The organism is Mesorhizobium sp. M7A.F.Ca.US.005.03.1.1 (genome assembly GCF_003997975.1).
Classification (GTDB): Bacteria; Pseudomonadota; Alphaproteobacteria; order Rhizobiales; family Rhizobiaceae; genus Mesorhizobium; species Mesorhizobium ciceri.
This window is the reverse complement of record NZ_RZRO01000050.1, coordinates 19,731-38,043: the sequence shown is the minus strand read 5'-3', so window position 1 is coordinate 38,043 and position 18,313 is coordinate 19,731. Positions and strand designations below refer to the sequence as shown.

Sequence of the window (18,313 nt, the reverse complement as noted above, 5' to 3'; positions counted from 1 at the left end):
TTAGTCAAATTTCAGTGGCTCGCGCGTAGGGCCGCGCTCCGGCAACTCGACATCGAAACCGCCATGGGGCTCAACCAGCCTACGAATCGCGGCATAGAGTGACTCTCCCCGAGGGTCTTGGTCCACACCGTCCGAAAGAACACTCTTGGCAAGAACGCTACGCGCTTCCTCTTCCATTGAGACTCCCCTCACGGCAGCTCGCTCACGCAGTTTCTGCTTCACGTTGGTGTCGAGATTGCGGATGGTAAGTGTGCTCATGTTTTTGCTCCTTACCTCAACCTAGTCCATGAAAGCGTTGCTTTCAATGATAGCAATGCCGGCACTGCTGTCACCGAGACTCAGATCATCTTCCAGGCGATATAGACCAGCGTCAGCGCGATCACCCAGAGTGCCCAGCGGCCGGAACGGCTGTAGCGCGCTTCGGCCTTGCCGATGGCGTGGGCAGTGGTCTCGTCGAAGCGCAGGCCATGCTCGGCCATCAGGTCGATCTCGCGCGACAGCCGGTCAGTGCGCGCCGCAAGCTCGGGCACCTGGCGGGCCAGCGTCAGCAGCGCCTTGGCGCCATCGCGCGCATCCATCATCATGCCACGCGGCCCAAGATTGCCTGATATCCAGTCGCCGACCACCGGCTCGGCAGTCTTCCACATGTTGAAGGCCGGGTCGAGCGTGCGCGCCACGCCCTCGACCACCACCATGGTCTTCTGCAGCAGGATCAGTTCGGGCCGCGTCGCCATGTCGAAGAGCTCGGTAACCTCGAACAGCAGCGTCAGAAGCTTGGCCATCGAGATGGTCTCGGCCGGCTGGCCATGGATCGGCTCGCCGATCGCCCGGATCGCCTGCGCGAAGGCCGCGACATTGTGCTGGCGCGGCACATAGCCGGCCTCGAAATGGACCTCAGCGACGCGCAAATAGTCGCGCGTGATGAAGCCGTAGAGGATTTCGGCGAGGAAGCGGCGCTCCTTCTTGCCGAGCCGGCCGGCAATGCCGAGATCGACGGCAACGATGGTGCCGTTCGCCTCGACGAACAAATTGCCCGGATGCATGTCGGCGTGGAAAAATCCGTCGCGCAGCGTGTGGCGCAGGAACGACTGGATCAGGTTTGTGGCGATGGTTTTCAGATCGTGGCCCGCCGCGACCAGTCCGGCAATGTCGTTCATCTTCACGCCGTCGACCCACTCCATGGTCAACACGTCGCGGCCGGTACGCTCCCAGTCGACGGACGGCACGCGAAAGCCGGGGTCGTGCCTGGTGCTTTCGCCGAGCTCCGAGAGGGCCGCCGCCTCGAGGCGAAGATCCATCTCGATCTTGGTGGTCTGAGCCAGCGTCTGGGTGACCTCGACCGGCCGCAGCCGGCGGGACGAGGGGATGTATTTCTCCTGCAGGCGAGCGGCAAGGAAATAGCTTTCGAGATCCTGGAAGAAGCGGCGGCGCACGCCGGGCCGGATCACCTTGACCGCCACCTTGGTGGCAACGCCGTCATGCATGGCGTCGGCGGCATGGACCTGGGCGATGGAGGCGGCGGCGACCGGATCGCCGAATTGCGCGTAGAGATCGCCGACTTTGCGCCCGAGCGAGGCTTCGATGGCCGCTATGGCTTCGGCCTTCGGAAAGGTGTGCATCTTGTCCTGCAACATGGCGAGATCGAGCGCCATGTCGTTGCCGACGACGTCGGGCCGTGTCGCCAGGAACTGGCCGAGCTTTACATAGGAGGGACCGAGCCGGACGACCGCCTTGGCCAGCCGGTCGCTGCGCTCATAGGCCAGCGCGCGGCGGCGCGTGAACAGCCGTGCCATCCGCCAGCCGAACTTCGGCAGGCCGGACAGTTCCTCACCCGGCAGAGCGGCGACGACACCCTCGCGGACCAGCACCCAGCCGGCCCTTACGAGCCGGAATCCTGCACTGACATTGCTCATGGCCGCGCCAACCCTGCCGGCTCTTTGAGCCGGCATAGCACACGTCGATTGTGAGAAATGCGGTCCGGCCTCAAAGCTTCCAGCCCGAATGAAGTGCTGCAATACCGCCGGAATAGTTGCGGAAGGAAACGCGGTCGAAGCCGGCGCGGGAAATCATCGTCGCGAAATTCTGCTGGTTGGGAAACCTGGCGATCGATTCGACCAGATAGGAATAGGGCTCGCCGTCGCCGGTGACCATCTTGCCGATCTTTGGAATGGCGTTGAACGACCAGGCTTCATAGGCCTTGTCGAGCAGCGGCATCTCGACCTCGGAAAATTCCAGGCACAGGAAGCGCCCACCGGGCTTCAGCACGCGAAACGCTTCGCCCAAGGCCACCTCGATGCGCGGTACGTTGCGGATGCCGAAAGCGATGGTATAGGCATCGAATGTGGCATCAGGGAAGGGCAGTTCCTCGGCATTGGCCTCGACGAAATCGGTGTTGCCGGACAGGCCCTTCTTTTCGGCCCGGTCGCGGCCGACAGCCAGCATCGAGCCATTGATGTCGAGCACAGTGGCATGGGCATTGCCGTGGCTGGCATCGACGATGCGAAAGGCAATGTCGCCGGTGCCTCCGGCAACGTCGAGCACCTTCCAGCCCGCCCGTTTAGGCGGATTGAGCCAGGTGACCATGGCGTCCTTCCACAGCCGGTGCAGGCCGGCCGACATCAGATCGTTCATCAGGTCGTAGCGGTTGGCGACCTTGTGGAAAACATCGTTGACCAGGGACTGCTTGTCGCCAGCCCCTACACGCTTGAAACCATAGGAGGTTTCCATGCCGCCCGCGGCCGTGGTTCTCTCAACTGACATTTTTTTGATCCGTCATAAAACCGGCGGGACCATAGCCGATCGATGGTGCGGGCGCTATTGTTTAAGGCGCGGTGTTCAGCCGCGCTTCCAGGTGGCGGGTTTTCGAGACCTGGACGGACCGACGGGATGATTGAATGCCTTTGAAAGCGGAACTGCACTGCCACATCGAAGGGGCAGCGGCGCCCGAACTCGTCATCCGCCAGGCGCAGAAATACGGCAAGGACACCTCGCCCTATATCCAGAACGGTTCCTTCGTCTGGCACGATTTCACCTCCTTCCTGGCGGCTTATGATTTTTCCGCCGATCTGTTCCGGACCGAGGAGGACTATGCGCGGCTGGCCGACCACTATCTGACCAGCCTTGCCCGCGATGGCGCCATCTATTCCGAGGTGTTCACCTCGCCGGACCACGCTAAAAAAGCCGGCCTGTCGCCCAAGGCCTATACCGACGCGCTCGGCGAAGGCATGGCCCGCGCCAAGGCCAAGACCGGCATCGAGGGCCGCATGATCGTCACCGGCGTGCGCCATGTCGGCGTCGAGTCGATCGAGCAGGCGGCGCGCTTCGCGGCGCGCTGCGGGCATCCGCTGGTCACCGGTTTCGGCGTTGCCGGCGATGAGCGGATCGGTGATATGGAGGACTATGTCAGGGCTTTCGAGATCGCTCGCGAAGCCGGGCTCGGCATCACCATCCATGCCGGCGAACTGACGGGCTGGGAGACCGTCCAGGCGGCGCTGGATCACATCCGTCCGTCCCGCATCGGCCATGGCGTGCGCGCCATCGAGAACCTGGACCTCGTCCGGCGCATCGCCGACGAGGGCATCGTGCTGGAATGCTGCCCCGGTTCCAACATCGCGCTCAAGGTGTTCGACAGTTTCGCCGATCATCCGTTTCCGGCCCTGCAGGCGGCAGGCTGCAAGATGACGCTCAATTCCGACGATCCGCCCTATTTCTGGACCTCGCTCAAGCGTGAATACGATATCGCTGCCGAGCATTTCTCGATGAACGACAAGGCGCTGACCGCCGTCACCAGAACGGCCATCGAGGCCGCTTTCGTCGATAGAAAGACAAAGACGGCACTTCTTGCCCGGTTGAACAGCGCGGCACGCTGATTTCCGCCGACAAAGCTGTGGTCGGTGCGGGCCAAGCGGTTCCTTGGCCGGCGCATTGCCGCTAGGGTTCGCCCAGGCAGCTTGAAGCGCGGCGCGTCCGAAAGGGCGATGCGCGCATTTTCGGGCGCAGGCATCAGGAGAACACCATGCAGGGCGTCACCGTCGTCGACCACCCGCTTGTCCAGCACAAGCTGACCATCATGCGCAAGAAGGAAACCTCGACGGCGGGCTTCCGCCGGCTGCTGCGCGAAATCTCGCTGCTGCTCGGCTACGAGGTCACCCGCAATCTCGAACTGACGACGACGACCATCGAAACGCCGATGGAAACCATGGAAGCGCCGACGCTCGAGGGCAAGAAACTGGTCTTCGCCTCGGTGCTGCGCGCCGGCAACGGCTTGCTGGAAGGCCTGCTCGACCTGGTGCCGGCGGCGCGCGTCGCCCATGTCGGTCTCTACCGCGATCACGAAACGCTGGAGGCGGTCGAATATTTCTTCAAGGCGCCGAGCGACCTCGCCGACCGGCTGGTGATCGTCGTCGATCCGATGCTGGCCACCGCCAATTCGGCGATCGCGGCGATCGACAAGCTGAAAGAGCGCGGCGCCACCAACATCCGTTTCCTTTGCCTGCTGGCGGCGCCCGAAGGCATCGAGCGCTTCATCAAGGCGCATCCGGACGTTCCCGTCTTCACCGCTTCGATCGACCGCCAGCTCAACGAGAAGGGCTACATCATGCCCGGCCTCGGCGACGCCGGCGACCGCATGTACGGGACCAAGTAATACCAGACCAAGTCGCCTGGTACGATTTACCAAATATTTACGCAAAGGCGCGGTTTTGGCGCGCGTTAAAGCGGCAAACACCATCCGGGCTTAACGATCGGCTGTCACTACAGCGCCGCGCGTCCGTTTCGGACGCGCAAAGGACGCTGTAGCACTTTGATTTTGTGCATGAGCCTTTCCGAAAATCGTTCCCGATTTTCGGGGTCATGCGGCGAGGCCGATCCATGCTGCGCAAACTTCTGATCCTCGCCGTTTTCGCCGGTACATCGGCATCGATACCGATTGTGTATCAGTCGAATCCGCAACTCGTCGAAAACCTGCTGAGGTCGGCGGTGCCGGGCAAACAAGCGGTCGAAGCCCAGCCGAACGTCAATCTGGCATCGGTGCCCAACAAGCCCGCGGCACCGCTGCCGATGGGCCGCAAGGTCCTCGTCGCGGCAGACGAACGCGGGCATTTCTCGTCACCCTTCAAGCTCAACGGACGTCAGGTCGACGGCATGATCGACACCGGCGCCACATTGGTCGCCATCAACATTTCGACGGCACGCAGGATCGGCCTGTCGCTGAACGCTTCCGACTTCAACCGCGAGGTCAACACCGCCAACGGCACCATCAAGGCGGCCGTGGCCATGATCGACCGCCTGCAGATCGGCAGCATCACCGTCAATGACGTCCAGACCATCGTGCTCGACGACAGGGCGCTGCGCACCAATCTGATCGGCATGAGCTTCCTCAACCGGCTCGACAAATACCAGGTCGAGAACGGCACGCTGCTGCTCGTCCAGTAAGGCTATTCGTTTTCCCAAATTCCCAAGGGAAAGCGCTATGCGCTTTTTCCCGGGGAGAACCGTTTCACACTTTTCCTGGAATTGCTCTAGCCGCGCGGCAGAATCCGCCGGATGACCGACTTGTCGGCGGGCGGCTTCGAGGCGCCGACCATATAGGCCGAAAGCACGGTTGCCGCGGCGGCCTCGGCATCGGCCGATGAGCGGGCATGGATCAGCGCCAGCGGCTCGCCGATCCCAACCTCCGCACCGACCGGCAATAGTCTGGTGATGCCGACCGCAGGGTCGATCTGGTCGTCCGGCCGCGTGCGTCCACCTCCCAGGCCGACCACGGCGAGCCCGATATCGCGGGTGGCGATGCCGGTGACGAAGCCATTTGCGGTCGCCTTGACGGCAAGTTCGGTCGCCGCCGCAGGCAGATATTTTTCCGGTTTCTCGATGAAATCGGCGGGGCCGCCAAGCGCGGCCACCATGCGTGCGAAAGTGGCGGCGGCGCGGCCGCTGGCGAGCGTCTCGGTGGCGCGCCGCATGCCATCCTGGTTGGACGACACCAGCCCGGCCGACTGCAGCATTTCGGCGGCCAGCGCCAGCGTCACATCTTCGAGCCGACGGTCACGATACCGGCCGGTGAGGAAATCGACGGCGTTGCGCACCTCGACTGCGTTGCCGGCGGCCGACGCCAGCGGCTCGTTCATGCCGGTGATCAACGCCGAGGCCTTCAGTCCGGCGCCGTTGGCGATCTCAACCAGGCTGTTGGCGAGTGCGGTGGCGTCGCGCGATTTTTCCATGAAGGCGCCGTTGCCGACCTTGACGTCGAGCACCAGCGATTGCAGCCCGGCCGCCAGCTTCTTCGACAGGATCGAAGCGGTGATCAGCGGCACCGATTCGACCGTGCCGGAGACATCGCGGATCGCATAGAGTCGTCGATCGGCGGGCGCGAGGTCGGCGGTCTGGCCGATGATGGCACAGCCTGTTTCGAGCACCGCCTTGCGAAACAGCGCGACATCGGGCTGGCTGATGTAGCCCGGGATGGCATCCATCTTGTCCAGCGTACCGCCGGTGTGGCCAAGGCCACGGCCCGAGATCATCGGCACATAGGCGCCGCAGGCGGCGACGATCGGCGCCAGCATCAGCGAGACATTGTCACCGACGCCGCCGGTCGAATGCTTGTCGGTGACCGGGCCTGGCAGGTCCGACCAGTCGAGCACATCGCCGGAATCGCGCATCGCCAGCGTCAGCGCCACGGCCTCGTCGCGGTTCATGCCGTTGAAGAACACCGCCATGGCGAAGGCGCCGGCCTGGCCGTCGGTAACGGCGCCTGACGTCACGCCCGCGACGAAGCCGGCGATCTCCTCCTCCGACAGCCTGAGGCCATCGCGCTTGCGGCGGATGATTTCCTGGGGAAGCATCAGATCTCCAGCAGTCCGTCGCGGAACACGCGCTGCAGGATCGTCGCCAGCCGCGCGCCGCCGACCGGCGCCATGTCCTTGGTCTCCTGGTGCGAAAGCTCGGCCCCGGTCATGCCGGCCGCCAGATTGGTGATGACCGAACAGGCGGCGACGCGCAGTCCGAGGAAGCGGGCGAGAATGACCTCCGGTACGGTCGACATGCCGACCGCATTGGCGCCCATGATGCGCGCCATGCGGATTTCGGCCGGCGTTTCGAAGCATGGGCCGGAGAACCACATATAGACGCCCTTGTGCAGGGTGGTGCCGGTCGCTTTTGCCGCCCGCTCGATGGCCTGGCGGATGCCGGCATCATAGGCTTCGGTCAGGCCGACAAAACGCCGGTCGCTTGGTTCGCCGATCAGCGGGTTGGTGCCCGAGAAATTGATGTGGTCCGATATCAGCATCACCGAGCCCGGCGGCATGTCCGGATCGACCGAGCCGGCGGCATTGGTGAGGATCAGTTTCGTGATGCCGATGCCGGCAAGCACTTCCAGCACCGGCCGCATCGCCGCGGCGTTGCCGTGCTCATAGTAATGGGCACGGCCCGACAGCAGCAGCACCGGCACGCCGGCAAACAGCCCTGCCACCACTTCGCCGGCGTGCCCGGTGACACCGCTTCTGGGAAAGCCGGGCAGGTCGGCATAGGAGATGCGGATCGGGTCCTCGATCTGGTCGACCAGACCGCCGAGGCCCGAGCCGAGCACCAGTGCCGTGGCCGGCGCCAGGCCGTCCAGCCTTTCGACGAGATGATCCAGGGCTTTTTCCGTCATCGTTGCCAGCTGTTCATTTGAGCCTGTTGCTCATTTCAAAATATCGCCGCGGAAGCCGTAAGGCAGCATGTCGCCCATGGTCACGGTTTCGGCCACACCCGCATTGTCGCAGAGATAGAGCTTTGTTTCCGGCCGGCAGAATTCGGCAAGCCGCTGGCGGCAGCCGCCGCAAGGCGAGCATTTGGCCATGCGTTCGGCAAGCACGGCGATTTCCACGATCTTGCCGCCGCCGCCCATGATGTAGTGGCCGAGCGCCGTGGTCTCGGCGCACCAGCCTTCCGGATAGGAGGCGACTTCGATGTTGGCGCCGGTAAAGACGCGACCGTCCTCGGTGCGCAGGGCAGCGCCGACCGGAAACTTAGAATAGGGCGCGTAGGCCTTGGCCATGGCGGCCTTGGCGGCCTCGAACAGATCATGCGACATTCAGCGTTCTCTCCGATGATCGTGTTCAAAACCCGGCGCAAAGCCGACCCGTCGCTCAACGTTCCTTGACGTAAGGCACGCCGCCGGCGCGTGGCGGAATGGCCTTGCCGATGAAGCCGGCGAGCAGGATGACGGTGAGGATGTAGGGCAACGCCTGCATGAACTGCGCCGGCACCTTGCCGATGATGGGCAGCGGGGATCCTTGCAGGCGGATCGACGCTGCGTCCAGGAAGCCAAACAGCAGGCAGGCGAACATGGCGTTGACCGGCTTCCACTTGGCGAAGATCAAGGCTGCCAGCGCGATATAGCCCTTGCCGGCAGTCATGTCCTTCACGAAGCCGCCATTTTGCACCATCGACAGGTAGGCGCCGGCAATGCCGGTGAGGATGCCGGTGCAGATCAGCGCCCGGTAGCGCAGCCAGGCGACCGAGATGCCGGCGGTGTCGACGGCGGCCGGGTTCTCGCCGACGGCGCGAAGGCGCAGGCCGAAGCGGGTGCGAAACAGCACCCACCAGGTGAACGGCACCATCAGGAAGGCAAGATAGACCAGGATCGAGTGGCCCGACAGGAGTTCGGCATAGACCGGTCCGATGATCGGCACGTCGCGGATGGCCTCGGCGCCCGGCAAGGTGATGGCCTCGAAGCGCTCGCCCGGTTGCAGCGCCGGCGTGCGCCCGCCCTGCTGGAACCAGGCCTGGCCGAGGATGATGGTTGAGCCGGCGGCGATGAAATTGATCGCCACGCCGGAGACGATCTGGTTGCCGCGATGAGTGATCGAGGCAAAGCCGTGGATCATGGCGAAGGCGACCGAGATCACGACCGCCATGCCGAGGCCGAGAAAGGCCGAATGGAACACGGAAGCTGCGGCCGCACCGGCGAAGGCGCCGACAAGCATCTTGCCTTCGAGGCCGATGTCGAAGATGCCGGCGCGTTCCGAATAGAGCCCGGCGAGGCAAGCAAGCAGCAGCGGCACCGAGAGGCGGATGGTGGAGTCCAGTGTCTGGATGATCGCGTTGAACACATCCATCTCAGGCACCTTTCCCCTTGACCGCTTCCATGCCGACCGATCGCGGACTGAACGAGGCAAACAGCGCCTGGATATAGGGCCGGAACATGTGCTCGAGGGCACCGGCAAACAGGATCACCAGGCCTTGAATGATGACGATCATGTCGCGGCTGATTGCCGGCATCTCGAAGGCGAGTTCGGCGCCGCCCTGGTAGAGCATGCCGAACAGGACCGCCGCCAATACGATGCCGACAGGGTGCAGGCGGCCCATCAGCGCCACGGCGATGCCGACGAAGCCGGCGCCGGAAACGAAGTCGATGGCGACATTGTGCTGATCGCCCATCACCGGATTGAGCGCCATCATGCCGGCCAGTGCGCCCGAGATCATCATGGCGGTGATGATGATGCGGGTTTCGGAAATGCCGGCATAGCGTGCCGCCTTCGGGCTGTGACCGTAGGTGCGCATCTCGTAGCCGAGCTTGGTGCGCCAGATCAGCAGCCAGACCAGGAAGGCCATGACCAGCGCCAGCAGGAAGGTGACGTTGAGCGGCGCCGAACGGATCTTGGCGCCGAACAGCTCGATGATCCAGTTGAGTTTGGGCAGTTCCGCGCCGGCGAGGAAGTTGCGCGTCTGCGGCGCTTGCGAGGCGGCTGGCTTCAACGGGCCGACCAGCAGGTAAACCATGATCGAGGCGGCGATGAAGTTGAACATGATGGTGGTGATGACGATGTGCGAGCCGCGCTTGGCCTGCAGATAGGCCGGGATAAGCGCCCACAATGCGCCCACCGCCGCCGCAGCAATGATCGCCAGCGGGAAGGTCAGCCACCACGGCAGTGTACTGTCGAAGCTCAGGCAGACGATGGCGATGCCAAGGCCGGCGATGTAGGCCTGCCCCTCGGTGCCGATGTTGAACAGGCCGCAATGCGCGGCCACCGCCACCGAAAGCCCGGTGAAGATGAAGGTGGTGGCATAAAACAGGGTGAAGGCGATGCCTGTGCCTTTGCCGAAGGCGCCTTCGACCAGGATGACGGCGGCGCGCAACGGATTCTCACCGACCAGAAGCACGACGAAGCCGGCGACGACGAAGGCGACGAACAGATTGATCAGCGGGATCAGGCCATAGTCGGCCCAGGCCGGCAGTTTGGCGTAAGGCGTGCTCAAAGTGCTGCCTCCTGGTGCTCGATGCCGGCCATCAGCAGGCCGAGCTCGCCCTCGGTCGCTTCGGAGCCGCGCTCGCCGACGATGCGGCCGGCAAACATCACCAGGATACGGTCGGACAGCGAACGGATCTCGTCCAGCTCGACCGACACCACCAGCACCGCCTTGCCCTGATCGCGCATGGCGATCAGGCGCTTGTGGATGAACTCGATGGCGCCGACATCGACGCCGCGTGTCGGCTGGCCGACGATCAGCACGCCCGGGTCCTGTTCCATCTCCCGTGCCAGCACGATCTTCTGCTGGTTGCCGCCGGAGAAATTGGCGGTCTTCAGCCGGCAGTCGGCCGGGCGGATGTCGTATTTGGCGATCTTGTCCCTGGCATCGTTGCGGATGGCATCGATGTTGAGGAACGGCCCCTTCAAATAGCGGGGATCATCGTGATAGCCGAGGATCGAATTCTCGTTCTCCTCGAAGGCCAGCACCAGCCCGACGTGATGGCGGTCCTCCGGCACATGCGCCAGGCCACGGTCGCGCAACTCTCCGGGGTCGGCGGCACCGGTCAGGTCGATCGGCTTGCCATCCAGCATGACCGAGCCGGAAACGGCACGCCTGATGCCGGAAATCGCCTCGAGCAGTTCGGATTGTCCGTTGCCGGCGACACCGGCGATGCCGACGATCTCGCCGGCCCTGATATCGAAGGAGATGTCGTCGACCATGGTGACGCCGCGCGTATCCCTGACCGTCAGGTTCTTGACTGCGAGCTTGACGGCGCCGGCCTCTGCCTCGCCCTTCTCGACCCGCAAGAGCACGCGCCGGCCGACCATCAGCTCGGCCAGTTCCTCGACAGTCGTCTTCCTGGTCTCGCGCGTCGCCACCATCGTGCCCTGGCGCATGACCGACACCGTGTCGGTGATGGCCATGATCTCGCGCAATTTGTGGGTGATCAGCACCACCGTCTTGCCCTGGTCCTTCAACTGCCGAAGGATGCGGAACAGATGGTCGGCTTCGGCCGGCGTCAAAACGCCCGTCGGTTCGTCGAGGATCAGGATCTCGGCGCCGCGATAGAGCGCCTTCAGGATCTCGACACGCTGCTGCAGGCCGACCGGCAGTTCCTCGATGATTGCATCGGGATCGACTTCCAGCCCGTATTCACGCTCCAGCCGCTCCAGTTCGGAGCGCGCCTTGGCGATGCTCTTCTTCAAGAGCGCATCGCTTTCGGCGCCGAGGATGACGTTCTCCAGCACTGTGAAATTGTCGACCAGCATGAAGTGCTGATGCACCATGCCGATGCCGAGCGCGATGGCGTCATTGGGGGTCTTGATCGAAGCCGGCTGGCCGCCAACGCGGATCTCGCCGCTGTCGGCCTGGTAGAAGCCGTAGAGGATCGACATCAGCGTCGACTTGCCAGCGCCGTTCTCGCCGACAATGCCGTGGATCGTGCCGCGACCGATCTCAAGATTGATGTCCCGGTTGGCGCGCACCGCACCAAAACTCTTGTTGATGCCGATCAACTCGATTGCGGCTTGCGCCATGCAGCCTGTCCCACTCTTATTTTTTTATCGCTTGGTCAAAACGCCTAGCATGACGCTCCGCCCGTGCCAATTGGCGGAGCAGGTTCACTCTCGACAAATCCCGGTGCGCTTGTCAATTTGCAACGTGGCCGGGGCCTTCACATTCGCTAGTATGACGGAGCCGAAATTCGCATTGCGGCGCAAGACATCGCGGCGCAAGACATCGCGGTGAAGACTGGGGAATTCACATGACCATACCCGCCGACCGGCTGACGACGCTGGAAATCCGCGCCGCCGAGCAGGAGAAGACCATCGAGGAACTGTCCGGCCAGATCGCCGAGCAGTGGAAAGTGATCGAGCGCATGCAGCGCAAGCTCGACGCGCTGACGGATCGCTTCCTGGCGCTGGAGGAGCAGACGGGAGATGAAGTGCCTGTAACCAAGCCGCCGCACTGGTGAGGAAAAAGGGAAGGGCGCACGCCATGGCCAGTGAAAGCGATCGCATTGCACGGGCCAGCGACTATGTGCGTGGCCTGATGAACGATGCGGAGCGCGAACGGGCCGAACGTGATCTGGAGATCGACCCGGCCTTCCGCGACGAGGTCGTGCGACTTGCCGAGCGCATGCACGTCTTCGACCGTGCCGAACCGGGGGATGGCGAAGAGCGCTGGAAGCAGATCACGCAGCGCATTGGCGACCTGCCGCAGATGCGTAGTTCTGGCCTGAGCGACGCCAGGCCGCCAACCGTGATCCGAAGCCTGTCGCAGCGGCCATACGGCGTCGGCGTCCACGCGCTGGGCGGCCGGCGTGGATTTGTGGTTGCCGCCGGACTGATGGTGGCGTTCGCGCTCGGTTGTCTCGTCGCGAAGCTGCTATAGGCGAGGCCGGCGAGACATCAGAGCCATCGTCTCGCCGTCCGAACTGCATATCTCAACGATGTTCCAGCCGAGGGCCGCGTAGAAACCACGCGCATCCCATGTGTAGAGATAGAGCATCTCGACGCCCCGTGACGCCGCATGGGCTTCCGTTGCCTTGACCAGCGCGGTGGCGATGCCTTGGCGTCGATACCTTGCATCGACAACCAACCCGGCCAGCCATGGCGTCAGATCATGCGCGGGCTCCAATTCGTGGCGGACCAGCAGGCATGTCCCGACCGGGGTGTCGCCGATCCGGGCCACGAATGCCGCCTCGAAACCGTCACCGGCGATCAAGTCGCGAAGCCCTGCAGCATCTTCCCCGAGAGTCCTTCCGGTTCCCTCGAAAAAGGCAGACAGGCGCAGTTGCGCGACCGCTGCTACGTCGTGCTCGCCCATGGGTCCGATCGTCGGCTGCATCTGTATCTCGAAACGGTGTCCGGCACGGAGCGAAGGTTTCGCTCGATCCGGTAAAGGCAAAACCGCCGGGCTGGCGCCCGGCGGTTTGCAGATCATGGCTGTGTGTTCGTGCCGCTCAATAGGGGCAGGCGTTGTCAGTCGTATAGTCGTGTACTTCGACCTTGCCGGCAATGATGTCGGCCTTGGCTTTTTCGACGGCCGCCTTCATCTCGTCCGTCACCAGCGCCTTGTTGTTTTCGTCCATGGCGTAGTCGACGCCGCCTTCCTTGAGGCCGAGATTCTCGACGCCGCCCTTGAAGGTGCCGTTCTTGCCGTCCATGAAGGCGGTGTAGACGGCGACGTCTACGCGCTTCAGCATCGAGGTCAGTACCTTGCCGGGCTGCAGGCCGTTCTGGTTGGAATCGACGCCGATGCCGAGCTTGCCGGCATCTGCCGCCGCCTGCAGCACGCCGACGCCGGTGCCGCCTGCCGCGGCATAGACCACGTCGGAGCCCTGGTCGATCTGCGTCTTGGCGATCTCGCCGCCCTTGGCCGGATCGTTCCAGGCAGCCGGCGTGTCACCCGTCATGTTCTGGATGACATCGGTCGCGCCGGCCGATTTGGCACCGCCGACATAGCCGCATTCGAACTTGCGGATCAGCGGGATGTCCATGCCGCCGACGAAGGAGACCTTCTTCGACTTCGAGGCCATCGCCGCCATGATGCCGACGAGATAGGAGCCTTCGTTTTCCTTGAATACCAGCGAGCGGACATTGGGCATGTCGACGGCGTCGTCGATGATGGCGAAGTTGAGATCGGGATATTCGGCCGCGACCTTCTTCAGTGCATCCTCCCAGGCGAAGCCGGCCATGACGATCGGGTTGTGGCCGTCCTCGGCGAAGCGGCGCAGCGCCTGCTCACGCTGCGAGGCATTGGAGACCTCGAATTCGACGTAGGCCGTGCCGGTTTCCGTCTTGAATTTCTCGGCGCCGTGATAGGCAGCCTCGTTGAAGGATTTATCGAATTTGCCGCCGAGATCATAGAGGATGGCCGGCTGGACATCCGCGGCGAAAGCCGGAAGAACCATTGCGGTTGCGGCCAGGAGGCCGAGAACGATACGTTTCATGTGATCCACACCCTGTCGGTTATTTTTTCCGTTACGCACCGCATGCCGGCCCGGTTCTCCGGCAGGCATGCGACGTCAGCCAGGAGTGTATTCCCTCCCGCTCGGCGGCAATCTGGCATGGCCCGAAACAAAATTCACGCGGAATTTTGACCTTTTGGAAAAGCTTGGTGCGGGCAAGCCGCACCGCAGCTTGTGTCAGGCGGAGGCGGCGGCAGGGATGGCGCAAGCGACACCGGTGCCTTTGAGGTTGCACGTGCCGTAAGGGTTCTTCGCCAGATATTGCTGGTGATCGGCTTCGGCGAAGTAGAATTCGGCCGCCGGGGCGATCTCGGTGGTGATCCTGCCGTGGCCGGCACCGCGCAGCGAGGTCTCATACGCATCGCGCGAGGCGCTCGCCGCCAACAGTTGCGCCTCGTCGCTCGTGTAGATCGCTGAACGATAGGCGGTGCCGACATCATTGCCCTGGCGCATGCCCTGCGTGGGATCGTGGCTTTCCCAGAACAGCTTCAGAAGCCCAGCATAGGAGACGATCCCGGGGTCATGGACCACCAGCACCGCTTCGGCATGACCGGTTAGCCCGGTGCAGGTCTCCTGATAGGTCGGATTGGGCGTGAAGCCGCCGGCATAGCCGGCCGCGGTGACCCAGACGCCTTCGATCTGCCAGAACAGCCGCTCCGCAGCCCAGAAGCAGCCGAGCCCGAACATGGCCGTCTCCAGCCCCTCGGGATAAGGACCCTTGAGCGGTCTTTTCAAGACCTTGTGCCTGGATGCGGTCGGGATCGCCCTGGCGCGGCCCGGCAGGGCCTCGGAGGGCTTCGGCAGATTGAGCTTCTTGTTCAGCATATCGCTGAGAAAGAACATGCGCGGGTTTCCCTCTCTTCGCGGAAAGCGGATCAGTTTGCGACGAACTGTCCGGCGCGACGTTGCCGCCTGTAGCCTATCGCATAGAGCAGGAAAGCCAGCACCGCGAACACGGCGAAGCCCGGCTGGTTCAGCACCCAGGCGATGGCGCCATCCCACAGCAGCGGGCTGGTCTTGGTTCGGATGAAGGTCTCGAAGGCGGCCCGCGTGTCGGGCGAGACCGCCAGCCAACTGCTGTTGAGCGGGGTCAGCACCAGCACGGAGGCCGCCACTGTGCGTGTCGCGTCGAGCACCGCCATGATGACGGAAATCGACAGCGCGATCATTGCGGCAAGACGAAAGACGAAGCGAAACATCAGAACCCTCCTCCGGGCTGGTCCTCTCCCGAGGGGCTTTTCAGAGATAGAATGCGCATGGCTGGATCGCAATCGCCATACGCGAATTTGCAGACTCCAAACTCAGGTCAACGGAGGGCCGGACGACAGTCGGTCGGGTCGCTTTTCATTGACATGTGAGGGCAGCTATGCTAATAATTTCGGTATGGCGTTGACTTGCGCCGATGACCCGCCGCACAGGCGGGTTTTTGCGTTTGGTGCTCGCAAACCGACTTGCCGGCGAAGTCTCCAAAGACCGTGTGAACCCGGATTTGTTGCCCGCGCGAATTATGCGGCCGGCTTCCTTTTGTGCCGGTGGACACGCCAGACAGCAAAAACGCCGCCGCCGATGGCGCCGATCACCAGACCGGCCAGGCCGGTGAACACGGCGAAATAGCCGCAGGCGCCCTCGAAACAGCTCATCTCGGTGGCATCGGCGATCAGCGAGCCGATGGCGAATCCGCCCACGGCGCCGATGACCGCGCCCAGGACGATGCCGAGCAGCGCGGCGATGACCGAGACGAAGGCCGATGGGCTCTCGGTTTTCGGATTGACATAAACGGCATCGGCTTCGGATCCATGGCGCAGCAGATAGATGCAGAGCGCGCCGATGGCGATTTCGGCGCCGGTGATGACAAGCGCCTGGCCCGAGAAGACGAATCCCGGCACCGTAGGGGCATAGGCATGGATGACCAGCAGCCCGACGATTATGGCAATCTGCCAGATCGTGAACTGGCGCGGGAAGCGGGCCGAGCGGCCGAAGGCGAGGCCGAGCAGGTAAAGCCCCCACAGGATGGTGACGATGTCGACGACGAGCCCGCCATAGATAAGGTAAAGCACGCTGTCTGGCAGGCCGGTGGCGCCGACCGCGGGCCAGACGGAGATCAGGCCGTAGACCGACCACGCCATGACGAAGACAAGCCAGCCCACCGGCACGAAGGACAGCCCGCTGTCCGGCCGCCTGACTGGCGTCTGTCCATTGCTCGATGTCATGTCCGCACAATGCCCTCGCAAAGCCTCGGCACCCGACAGGCAACTCCGGGGGAAGTCAAGGGCGGCCGTCCCTGCGGTCCTGCCTGTGCACACCATTGCAGCGGCGGCGCCCGCAAAAACGGGCATGCCGGCGGCCTCGTGAAACACTGTGTGGCCGGCAAAGCGAATAGACTGCCGTTATGGCTTGGCATTCGCCGTCGGATCGACTAGATGAGCCCCGCGCCTGTTGCTTCGACGGCTCAGGTGCAGGGGAAGGCGTTTGCTGGTTGGCGACGCCGATGGCGAAAGTTCCGTCTTTCCCCAAGGGAGGTGCATCTCCCCAACCCGCGCGGCAAAACCGGCCGACGCGACATGCATGGACGGAGAGGTGGCCGAGTGGTTGAAGGCGCACGCCTGGAAAGTGTGTTTACGGGAGACCGTAACGCGGGTTCGAATCCCGCTCTCTCCGCCATCCTGCTTCGCTCTACGAGCTTCGCAGGACAAGCCCGAGCCTTTGCGCGAAGCAGGGCGGTAAACATCCCGCCGCGCTCTGCCCTAAAAACCTGCCAATCACAGGAGATGGCATGCCGAACGATGTAATCGTGCGCGACAGCAATGGCGCTCAATTGAATGACGGCGATTCCGTCACGCTGATCAAGGACCTCAAAGTCAAAGGCACTTCGGAAACGATCAAGCGCGGCACGTTGGTGAAGGCTATCCGCCTGAACGGCAATCCCGGCGAGATCGAATGCAGCACCAAGCAAGTGAAAGGCCTGGTGCTCAAGACCGAGTTCGTGAAGAAGGCGTGAGCCTCAGGGCGGCAAGCGATCTCGATGGCTCCTTCGGGATTTTGGAGAGCCTGCCGTCGCCAAGTGGACTGCGGAGCCGTTGAGCGTCCGGCACACGATCGTTGCGCTGCGAAATTGATAATTTCGCCGACCAGGCACAATCAAAAAACCGCCAAGACCCAAGCTTGGAACCTCCTGCCTTGTTGCGCGTTTCACCGCGTCTCGTTCGCGGACCCGCCGGATATCTCTCCAAGCGCGCAAAAAAACCAGGAGCCCGCTTCATGCACGACAAGCTGTTTCATTCCCCGGTCGCACTCTCGGTCGGCCTTGGCTTCAAACGCGAGATTGCGTCGCTGGCCGAAATGCACGACTTCCTCACCAATTGGACGACCTCCCGCCGCGGCCCGCTCTACCGCAACGCGGTGGAAGCATGTGAACTCGCCATCCCAGGCTATGTGACCATCGAGCAGGCCCGCCACGCGCTCGTCCAGTTTGCGCAAGCTTCTTGTATCCTGTGGCCGGACCTCGAGCCGGTGGCGGGCGTGCACGCCGTTGCGCGTGGCTATGGCGGCTACGCCGCCTGAAGATCGATACCCTCCGTGGCGGCTAAAGCCACACCACCATAGAAGGCCCGGCTGGCCCCAGCCGGGCTTTCCCGTTTCCGGCAGCTCGCAAGCAAATCGCAATCCTGTGGCTGGCCACCTGCCTTGCGCGACAATCCCCTGCGTGGAGTGTTGGGAAGAGCCCGCGCAAAAATCTTTATGAAATTCCTATTTCTTTCCACTGCGCCCCGTCTCGAACCTTTATGGCGATCGGGTCCATATTCCCCTCACACAGCCGGTTCCGTCGTCAAAGATGCGACGGGCCACTTCCGATATATTGCGAAATCCCCTGTCAAATTCGCAAAGTACAAAAGAACAACAGGAATAAACACAATGGATATAGCCGTTATCGGGATCGGAATTTTGTTCTTCGCCCTTTGTTTCGCCTACATCAAAGCTTGTGACGCGCTCTAGAGCGAGGCTGAAAAAATGATCGTCGACTATATTCTTGGTGGCGGCGTTACGCTGTTCCTGCTCGCCTACCTGACATACGCCCTCGTTCGTCCAGAACGCTTCTGAAGGCACGGAAAG

General features: G+C 63.1%; 22 protein-coding genes and 1 tRNA gene. 9 read left to right on the top strand and 14 right to left on the bottom strand.

Features of this window, described 5'->3' with window-relative positions; all coding sequences use genetic code 11:
• The 3 genes from EN990_RS20525 to ubiE form a co-directional block, all read right to left on the bottom strand.
• Positions 1 to 258, bottom strand: coding sequence for a plasmid stability protein (locus EN990_RS20525; RefSeq protein ID WP_013529622.1), 258 nt, complete (start codon positions 256 to 258; stop codon positions 1 to 3).
• 80 nt (positions 259 to 338) lie between these two features.
• Positions 339 to 1,913 carry a 2-polyprenylphenol 6-hydroxylase gene (gene ubiB / locus EN990_RS20520; RefSeq protein ID WP_024502800.1) on the bottom strand — a complete coding sequence of 525 codons (1,575 nt, stop codon included), beginning with the start codon at positions 1,911 to 1,913 and terminating at the stop codon, positions 339 to 341.
• A gap of 70 nt (positions 1,914 to 1,983) precedes the next feature.
• Positions 1,984 to 2,760: a bifunctional demethylmenaquinone methyltransferase/2-methoxy-6-polyprenyl-1,4-benzoquinol methylase UbiE gene (gene ubiE, locus EN990_RS20515; RefSeq protein ID WP_013529624.1), complete on the bottom strand. Its 777-nt coding sequence runs from the start codon at positions 2,758 to 2,760 to the stop codon at positions 1,984 to 1,986.
• Between the two features lie 134 nt (positions 2,761 to 2,894).
• On the opposite strand from ubiE, the gene EN990_RS20510 reads away from it, so the two are divergent.
• The 3 genes from EN990_RS20510 to EN990_RS20495 all read left to right on the top strand — a co-directional run bounded on the left by EN990_RS20510 (position 2,895) and on the right by EN990_RS20495 (position 5,433).
• The gene (locus EN990_RS20510; RefSeq protein ID WP_127368791.1) at positions 2,895 to 3,869 is read left to right on the top strand and encodes an adenosine deaminase; all 975 of its coding nucleotides are present in this window, start codon (positions 2,895 to 2,897) and stop codon (positions 3,867 to 3,869) included.
• A gap of 146 nt (positions 3,870 to 4,015) precedes the next feature.
• Entirely contained in the window at positions 4,016 to 4,645 is a 630-nt protein-coding gene (gene upp, locus EN990_RS20505; RefSeq protein ID WP_013529626.1) for a uracil phosphoribosyltransferase, read from the top strand.
• Between the two features lie 224 nt (positions 4,646 to 4,869).
• Positions 4,870 to 5,433, top strand: a complete 564-nt coding sequence (locus EN990_RS20495; protein WP_024502797.1) for a TIGR02281 family clan AA aspartic protease — start codon at positions 4,870 to 4,872, stop codon at positions 5,431 to 5,433.
• An 86-nt stretch (positions 5,434 to 5,519) separates the two neighbouring features.
• Here the strand turns inward: EN990_RS20495 and deoA are convergent, their stop codons facing one another.
• From deoA to EN990_RS20465, 6 genes are read right to left on the bottom strand one after another with little or no spacing between them, the layout of a single operon-like run.
• Entirely contained in the window at positions 5,520 to 6,839 is a 1,320-nt protein-coding gene (gene deoA, locus EN990_RS20490) for a thymidine phosphorylase (protein ID WP_127368793.1), read from the bottom strand.
• Complete coding sequence (locus EN990_RS20485) at positions 6,839 to 7,648, bottom strand: purine-nucleoside phosphorylase (RefSeq protein WP_024502795.1); 810 nt, start codon at positions 7,646 to 7,648, stop codon at positions 6,839 to 6,841. The genes deoA and EN990_RS20485 overlap by 1 nt, the downstream gene beginning before the upstream one ends.
• Positions 7,649 to 7,678: 30 nt before the next feature.
• Positions 7,679 to 8,071 (bottom strand): cytidine deaminase, encoded by a 393-nt coding sequence (gene cdd, locus EN990_RS20480; protein WP_013529630.1) that lies wholly within the window; start codon positions 8,069 to 8,071, stop codon positions 7,679 to 7,681.
• A gap of 55 nt (positions 8,072 to 8,126) precedes the next feature.
• Positions 8,127 to 9,098, bottom strand: a complete 972-nt coding sequence (locus tag EN990_RS20475) for an ABC transporter permease (RefSeq protein WP_024502794.1) — start codon at positions 9,096 to 9,098, stop codon at positions 8,127 to 8,129.
• 1 nt (position 9,099) lies between these two features.
• Entirely contained in the window at positions 9,100 to 10,239 is a 1,140-nt protein-coding gene (locus EN990_RS20470) for an ABC transporter permease (protein WP_024502793.1), read from the bottom strand.
• Complete coding sequence (locus EN990_RS20465; RefSeq protein ID WP_013529633.1) at positions 10,236 to 11,768, bottom strand: ABC transporter ATP-binding protein; 1,533 nt, start codon at positions 11,766 to 11,768, stop codon at positions 10,236 to 10,238. Before EN990_RS20465 ends, EN990_RS20470 begins: the two co-directional genes overlap by 4 nt.
• Positions 11,769 to 11,995: 227 nt before the next feature.
• On the opposite strand from EN990_RS20465, the gene EN990_RS20460 reads away from it, so the two are divergent.
• On the top strand, positions 11,996 to 12,205 hold the full coding sequence (locus tag EN990_RS20460; RefSeq protein ID WP_013529634.1) for a SlyX family protein: 210 nt from the start codon (positions 11,996 to 11,998) through the stop codon (positions 12,203 to 12,205).
• A gap of 23 nt (positions 12,206 to 12,228) precedes the next feature.
• Entirely contained in the window at positions 12,229 to 12,624 is a 396-nt protein-coding gene (locus EN990_RS20455; protein WP_127368211.1) for a hypothetical protein, read from the top strand.
• Here the strand turns inward: EN990_RS20455 and EN990_RS20450 are convergent.
• From EN990_RS20450 to EN990_RS20430, 5 genes are all read right to left on the bottom strand, one after another.
• Positions 12,619 to 13,080, bottom strand: coding sequence for a GNAT family N-acetyltransferase (locus tag EN990_RS20450; RefSeq protein ID WP_013529636.1), 462 nt, complete (start codon positions 13,078 to 13,080; stop codon positions 12,619 to 12,621). The genes EN990_RS20455 and EN990_RS20450 overlap by 6 nt on opposite strands.
• 115 nt (positions 13,081 to 13,195) lie before the next feature.
• On the bottom strand, positions 13,196 to 14,185 hold the full coding sequence (locus EN990_RS20445) for a BMP family ABC transporter substrate-binding protein (RefSeq protein ID WP_013529637.1): 990 nt from the start codon (positions 14,183 to 14,185) through the stop codon (positions 13,196 to 13,198).
• 195 nt (positions 14,186 to 14,380) lie between these two features.
• Positions 14,381 to 15,046 (bottom strand): peptide-methionine (S)-S-oxide reductase MsrA, encoded by a 666-nt coding sequence (msrA, locus tag EN990_RS20440; RefSeq protein WP_013529638.1) that lies wholly within the window; start codon positions 15,044 to 15,046, stop codon positions 14,381 to 14,383.
• Between the two features lie 32 nt (positions 15,047 to 15,078).
• Complete coding sequence (locus tag EN990_RS20435; RefSeq protein ID WP_024502789.1) at positions 15,079 to 15,402, bottom strand: hypothetical protein; 324 nt, start codon at positions 15,400 to 15,402, stop codon at positions 15,079 to 15,081.
• A gap of 306 nt (positions 15,403 to 15,708) precedes the next feature.
• Positions 15,709 to 16,413 (bottom strand): hypothetical protein, encoded by a 705-nt coding sequence (locus EN990_RS20430; RefSeq protein ID WP_245322014.1) that lies wholly within the window; start codon positions 16,411 to 16,413, stop codon positions 15,709 to 15,711.
• A 361-nt stretch (positions 16,414 to 16,774) separates the two neighbouring features.
• On the opposite strand from EN990_RS20430, the gene EN990_RS20425 reads away from it, so the two are divergent.
• The 4 genes from EN990_RS20425 to EN990_RS20405 all read left to right on the top strand — a co-directional run bounded on the left by EN990_RS20425 (position 16,775) and on the right by EN990_RS20405 (position 18,301).
• Positions 16,775 to 16,864: transfer RNA gene (locus tag EN990_RS20425), tRNA-Ser, on the top strand.
• A gap of 112 nt (positions 16,865 to 16,976) precedes the next feature.
• On the top strand, positions 16,977 to 17,201 hold the full coding sequence (locus EN990_RS20420) for an alkylphosphonate utilization protein (protein ID WP_127368209.1): 225 nt from the start codon (positions 16,977 to 16,979) through the stop codon (positions 17,199 to 17,201).
• A gap of 260 nt (positions 17,202 to 17,461) precedes the next feature.
• On the top strand, positions 17,462 to 17,764 hold the full coding sequence (locus EN990_RS20415) for a DUF982 domain-containing protein (RefSeq protein WP_013529642.1): 303 nt from the start codon (positions 17,462 to 17,464) through the stop codon (positions 17,762 to 17,764).
• A 447-nt stretch (positions 17,765 to 18,211) separates the two neighbouring features.
• Positions 18,212 to 18,301, top strand: coding sequence for a K(+)-transporting ATPase subunit F (locus EN990_RS20405; RefSeq protein ID WP_032808122.1), 90 nt, complete (start codon positions 18,212 to 18,214; stop codon positions 18,299 to 18,301).
• Positions 18,302 to 18,313: the final 12 nt, after the last annotated feature.